At 50.9% G+C, this 6,000-nt stretch carries 5 protein-coding genes; 3 read left to right on the plus strand and 2 right to left on the minus strand.

Annotated features, from left to right (window positions below):
• Positions 1-124: 124 nt before the first annotated feature.
• The 3 genes from IQ260_RS06910 to IQ260_RS06920 all read left to right on the plus strand — a co-directional run bounded on the left by IQ260_RS06910 (position 125) and on the right by IQ260_RS06920 (position 2,751).
• On the plus strand, positions 125-1,744 hold the full coding sequence (locus IQ260_RS06910; protein ID WP_193992093.1) for an NAD(P)/FAD-dependent oxidoreductase: 1,620 nt from the start codon (positions 125-127) through the stop codon (positions 1,742-1,744).
• The gene (locus tag IQ260_RS06915) at positions 1,741-2,190 is read left to right on the plus strand and encodes a cupin domain-containing protein (RefSeq protein ID WP_193992095.1); all 450 of its coding nucleotides are present in this window, start codon (positions 1,741-1,743) and stop codon (positions 2,188-2,190) included. The genes IQ260_RS06910 and IQ260_RS06915 overlap by 4 nt, the downstream gene beginning before the upstream one ends.
• A 312-nt stretch (positions 2,191-2,502) precedes the next feature.
• A complete protein-coding gene (locus IQ260_RS06920; RefSeq protein WP_193992097.1) occupies positions 2,503-2,751 on the plus strand; it encodes a hypothetical protein in 249 nt (82 codons plus the stop codon).
• A gap of 68 nt (positions 2,752-2,819) precedes the next feature.
• On the opposite strand, the gene IQ260_RS06925 is transcribed toward IQ260_RS06920, so the two are convergent.
• Positions 2,820-4,574, minus strand: a complete 1,755-nt coding sequence (locus IQ260_RS06925) for a diflavin flavoprotein (RefSeq protein WP_193992099.1) — start codon at positions 4,572-4,574, stop codon at positions 2,820-2,822.
• 107 nt (positions 4,575-4,681) lie between these two features.
• Positions 4,682-6,000, minus strand: a 1,319-nt coding sequence (locus IQ260_RS06930) for a diflavin flavoprotein (protein ID WP_193992100.1), incomplete at its 5' end; no start/stop codon positions are given.

Raw genomic sequence — 6,000 nt, forward strand, 5'->3', positions numbered from 1 at the left:
ACAAATTGCCCATAGTGATTCCTAAGGGCATCCTGTGACATTCATCACATCCCCAGTACGGAGCACAGCGCCATCCCCAGACAACCGTGGCAAAATAGGCAGTGACCCATGCCCATTACTTTTCATGCTGCGCCTTTCTGAGATCAAGCTGCCCCTCGACCACACGGATGAGGATTTACATACCGCCGTCCTAAAAAAACTACGTCTTAAGGCTGCGGACCTAACCAGCTACAACGTCTTCAAGCGCAGCTATGATGCCCGTAAGCGGGGTGAAATTCGGCTGGTGTACATTGTTGATGTGGAGACACCCAGGCAAAAACAGCTGCTGGGTCGGTTCAAAAACGATGCCCATGTCAAACCCACACCGGACACTAGCTATCACTACGTTGCAGAGGCTCCTAGCATGTTAGAACACCGCCCGGTTGTCATCGGCAACGGCCCCTGCGGTATGTTTGCCGGTCTGTTGCTGGCCCAAATGGGATTTAAACCCATCATTCTGGAGCGAGGTAAGGCCGTCCATGAGCGTTCTGTGGATACCTTTGGCTTTTGGAGTAAGCGCAAGTTTAAGCCCGAGTCCAATGCCCAGTTTGGTGAGGGCGGCGCGGGCACCTTCTCTGATGGCAAGCTCTATAGCCGGATTAAAGACACCAACCATCACGGTCGCAAAGTCCTGCAAGAGCTAGTCAATGCAGGTGCGGCCCCAGAGATTCTCTATGTGAACAAACCCCACATTGGCACCTATCGCCTAGTCAAAATTGTTGAGAATCTGCGCACCACCATTCTCTCTCTCGGTGGCGAAGTTCGGTTTGAAACCCGTGTGAACGATATTGACATTGAAGATCATCAGGTGCGAGGGGTGGTGCTGGCCAACGGCGACTATATTCGTACCGATCATGTTGTACTTGCAGTGGGCCATAGCGCCCGCGACACTTTTGAAATGCTCCATCATCGGGGTGTCTACATTGAACCTAAACCATTCTCCATCGGCTTTCGTGTGGAGCATCCTCAACCGCTGATTGATACCTGCCGGTTTGGTGAGCAGGCAGGACATCCCATCTTGGGGGCGGCGGACTATAAGCTAGTGCATCACTGCAGCAACGGTCGCTCGGTCTATAGTTTCTGTATGTGTCCCGGTGGTCAGGTGGTGGCAGCTACCTCCGAAACCGGACGAGTGGTAACCAACGGTATGAGTCAGTATGAACGCAGTGGTAAGAATGCCAATAGCGGCATCGTTGTCGGTATCACACCCGAAGCCGACTATCCCGCTGGCCCGCTGGCCGGAATTGCCCTGCAGCGGCAGCTAGAAGCGTGCGCGTTTGAGCTAGGGGGCAGCACCTACGAGGCTCCAGGCCAGCTATTGGGAGACTTTCTCATGGGGCAACCATCCGCACAGCTGGGAAGCGTTAAACCCACTTACCGACCCGGTGTGCATCTGTGCGATCTGAGCCCCAGTTTGCCAGACTACGCCATTGAGGCCATCCGCGAAGCGATTCCTGTGTTTGACAAAAAAATTCCAGGATTTGCCATGCATGATGCGGTGCTTACCGGTGTCGAAACTCGGACATCATCTCCGATTCGCATTAAGCGCGGCGATGATTTTCAGAGCCTCAATACCAAGGGACTCTATCCTGCTGGAGAAGGTGCAGGCTACGCAGGCGGTATTCTCTCGGCTGGCGTTGATGGGATAAAAGTAGCTGAAGCTGTTGCTCTTAGTGTGGTGAAAAAAACCTCATGCCTGGTATGAAATACTCCGATCTGCTAAAACATCCCGAAGGTGGCCGTTATCTAGAAGTTTATCGCTCTGCGAAAAAGCTCTCTACTGATAACAAAACAAGGACAGCCCTAACGCATATTTACTTTTCTCTCGAACCCCATGAAGTCAGCCGCTTTCATCGTGTCAGTAACGACGAAGTTTGGAACCTTTATCAGGGAGAGGGGCTTTATCTATATCAGTGGGATGGCCAATCGTCTAGCCTGGAGTCCATTGAACTCTCGGCGAAGTCCATGAACTTCTGCCATGTGATTCCTGCTGGCTATTGGCAGGCCGCCGTACCGCTCAAGAATCGAGTGCTGGTGGGCTGCTCTGTCGCACCAGGATTTGAATTTGAAGATTTTGAGCTGATTGACTCAGCTCCGGACATTGCAGAAACGCTGAGAAAGCTCAATCCTGACTTGAGTAAACTCCTCTAATTGGATTAAGGATGAAGGAATTCATAAAATCCATATTCCTCAACCTCGTTGTTTCATAGGCAATGCTTATCAATGTAATTGACTATAGGCATTTGACACGGCTGAATTTTGCTTAGAGGATTAAAAGCAGATACACACCGCAGTCTACCTACACAGCACGGTCCCTCATAACTTAGAGGAGATTGTTGTTCGAAGATTGTTTTTTTAGCTGTCTTAACAAGTATGGCTATTCGCTATAAGTCATGCATGTTGGGGCCTGCTGGTATATCTGGTCAAAATTAGCCTGGCTTTTAAGCTTCAGAGCATGGCGCTATGACGGTTAAAGAGTTTTCTGTGACAACAGTTGAAAATCTTACGCCAGACGTATGGATAGGTCCTGTCAATAATTGCGATCGCAGACTCTATCAGGCTTTAAACCTGATACAGAGCCGGTCGTTTTTGTTGGGATGTGGATTGGGTTTATTGATGACGATTGGCTACTTTAATTTGACCGCTGGCAAAGCAGAGACAGAGCCTCTGAGGTTTCCCCCAGCACTCAAAAATCTTGAGAGCTATCGGTAGCGTATTCTGAAGTCTTCTATCTATAATTGAGGCCGTAGCTTATTTAGAAACTACGGCCCACACTTTGTTTAATACTGACTACCCGTTTGGCGATGCTGAAGCGCCGTTAGGCCATCGCTTTCTAATAGGTCTCCGCTGCTGATTTGAGCGTAAATTAACAGATGATCACCTGCAACAGTGTGAGTTTTTGGCAGGCATTGTAGATAGGCCAGGGCGTCTGTCAGTATTAGCTTGTCACTATCGGTGCGTTCGGTGCTCAGGGGTTTGGGTTCTACCTGACAGGATGTTTGACAAGAAAAGTGGCGACGTACGCGACGTCCTTCTTTGAGAATATTAAGTACAAAAGGTCGGTCGGTTTGTAAGCTTGCGATCGCACCATCTCCCAACGGCAGTGCCACCATAATACCGGGGGGTGTAAAACTCGCTTGAGAAACCCAGGATGTCAAAATAGCGCGGTTCTCTCCATGATGTTCAAACGTAATTACCCCAAGCGATCCAATAATTCGTCCCATTGCCTGGGCAGTGCGGTTGGCCTGAGCATCTCTTGCTGTCTGGCGGGGGCTCTGCTGTCGTGACCGTTTACGCAGCTGTTGGGCAAATCGAGTTGCCGCTTCACGACAGGTATTGAGCCCTTCTTCATCGGGGCTAAACTTAATCCGCAGTGGTTCAAACCCAAACCGATAGCCCGCATCCCGCAGCTTGTTTGCGAGTAAATCAATCGCCTCACCGCTCCAGCCATAGGAGCCAAATACCCCCACCAGCTTAGTTTTAGCAATGTGGGTCAAAATTGTTCCCAGTGCTGTCTGTACCTGCACTGGAGCGTGACCCCCGAGGGTAGGAGAACCAATAATAAATCCATCACAGTCGGCGACAGTCTGAGCCAGTGCATCTGCGGGCGTGTGCTCACAGTTAATTAACTCGACCGCCAGCTCTGACTCAGTCAGCGTTTGAGCAATGGCGTTGGCCATAGTAGCCGTACTGCCATAGGCCGAGGCGTAGAGCACAGCTACCCGTAGCTGGCGCTGGGTTTGTTCTTGACACCACTGCCGATAGTCTTGGTAAAACCGGCTAAGACTGTGACGAATTAGCGACCCATGACCCGGAGCCAGTAGGTTTGGGGTGAATGCTTCAAACGCCTTGAGCGCTGTTTCGACCTGTTTTGCTTGGGGAGCCTGGAGACAATCAAAATAGTAGCGCCGATCGCTGTTTAGTTTACGCCAGTCTGTATCCCATACGGTATCGCTACAAACATGAGCACTAAAGAGTTTGTCGGTGTAAAGAATCTTGCTGGCTGGGTCATAGGTACACAGGCCATCAGGCCATCGGGGTGTCGGCACGGTAACAAACTGCAGCCGATGATTTTGGCCGAGATCAAGACAGTCGCCGCTACGTACAGCTGAAATTGGGTTATTAGGTAGCGCCGTTTTTAATACATTGGCAGCAGGGCGAGAGCAAATAATAGTCGCCTGGGGTGCCAAAATACAGAGCTGCTTTAGGGTCGCAATACGATTTGAATTAACGTGGCTAGCGACAATATAGTCAAGGGTGGCTACATCAATTTGCTGCTGTAAAGACTCTAGATAGATGTCTGTAAAAGATTCTCCTGGCGGGTCGAGAATTGCTGTTTGATCGCCAATGATAATATACGAATTCGCCGTTGTTCCGCGACGGCGACCATATTCAACTTCAAACTTAAGCCGGTCCCAGGTGCGAGATCGCAACACACGAGTGTCAAGGCCGATCTCGTCTACTTGTACATCTCTTGGGCGCACTTTAGCCGTCGGCAGTGATGTTGTTTCAGCGATGGATAATGTTGAGGTCATGATAACTTTCTTCCTTGTCAAAGTCCCCTAGTATTGGGGGATTTAGGGGGGCAATCAGAATATTGGGTACTTTTCATACAATTCCCGAGATTAGAGTCGCAACAGCGCTAGTAATGGCTGCCTGCTTTGCGGTGATGTATGGCTGTAATGCCATCTGGATGAGCAACACGACCCACAGCGGCGGTGCAATAAATAATCCAATGGTCGCTGGCGTCTACTCGGCTGTTCACCGTACATTCTAAATAGGCTAGAGCCTCAGCCAGAATCGGTGAGCCGTTGTTGGCGTTATAGGTGGCGATACCTGTAAACCGGTCGGCACCGGGGGGAAACCGTTTGAGAAAATGTTTTGTCAATCGCTGATAGTTGTCTTCTTCTAAAACATTGAGAACAAACGTGTCGCCGCCGTGGAGAAGAGACTCTATTGCCCGATCTTTGGCTACCGCTACTGCCAGACCCAAGGGCTGAAAGCTGGCCTGAATCACCCAGGAAGCCAGCATGGCACTGGTGACCTCATCTTTGCGAGTAGTCAACAGATAGAGCCCGGTGCTCAGCCGCCCGAGTGCCTGGTCCAAGCCTGACTCTAGCTGTTTGTTGCGTCGCGGTCGTCGATTTTTTTCTAGCCACTGATCCAGGTCGGTGCCCGCTTCCTCACAGCGCTGGTCTGTCGCAGTCGATGGCTCTGTTTTAATTAAAACTGGTGGAAATGCTTCGGAGAGTCCGAACTCTAAAAACTGATTGCGCAGCGGATAGATGGGCTCATCATCACCGCCACCGGTCTCAAACAGCCCGATAGCTTGTTTGTCGTGGGCAGCGGCCAGTAGCGTGCTTAGCAGAGGGGCAAACAGCGATGATGAATTTTCCTGGGGCGGCATGCCAATAACCAGGGCTGCAGCCTCTGCCACCAGTTCTCTTATATCGTGGGGGTCGGCTTCTTCCATATCCACCAGCTCAACCTCAGTGCCGGTTTTGGTCAAACCTTGGGCAATGGCTCGGGCAATGCGATCGCTATAGCCATAGTCAGCAACATAGAACATCGCTACATAAGGAGCTGCCTTTGACTGAGCCTCACTCCAGGTACGATAGCGCTCGATCCAGTCCTGGCGATGTTGCAACAGCAGCGGTCCATGGCCTGTAGCAACTAGACCGACCGTAAGCTTATCCATCCGTTTTAGGGCTCCCAACACAGACCGGGCATTGGGTCCCATCAGACAGTCATAGTAGTACTGAAAGTCAGTTTCCAGCAGCTGCGGTAGCTCATCATAGAGGTTGTCGTCACAGTAGTGCATGCCAAACACGTCGCAGGTATAAAGCACCTGGGTGCCGCTGTCGTAGGTAAAAATGGTGTCGGGCCAGTGAAGATTAGGGGCAGAGACAAATTCCAGACAATGCCCTTGGCCCAGATCCAGCGAATCACCGCTTTTGACCA

The organism is Leptolyngbya cf. ectocarpi LEGE 11479 (assembly GCF_015207065.1).
GTDB lineage: Bacteria > Cyanobacteriota > Cyanobacteriia > Phormidesmidales > Phormidesmidaceae > Leptothoe > Leptothoe ectocarpi.

Excerpts from the sequence above, each read along its gene's own strand:
- IQ260_RS06910 (WP_193992093.1), top strand. The coding sequence starts at position 125 with ATGCTGCGCCTTTCTGAGATCAAGCTGCCCCTCGACCACACGGATGAG.
- IQ260_RS06915 (WP_193992095.1), top strand. The coding sequence starts at position 1,741 with ATGAAATACTCCGATCTGCTAAAACATCCCGAAGGTGGCCGTTATCTA.
- IQ260_RS06925 (WP_193992099.1), bottom strand. The coding sequence starts at position 4,574 with ATGACCTCAACATTATCCATCGCTGAAACAACATCACTGCCGACGGCT.
- IQ260_RS06920 (WP_193992097.1), top strand. The coding sequence starts at position 2,503 with ATGACGGTTAAAGAGTTTTCTGTGACAACAGTTGAAAATCTTACGCCA.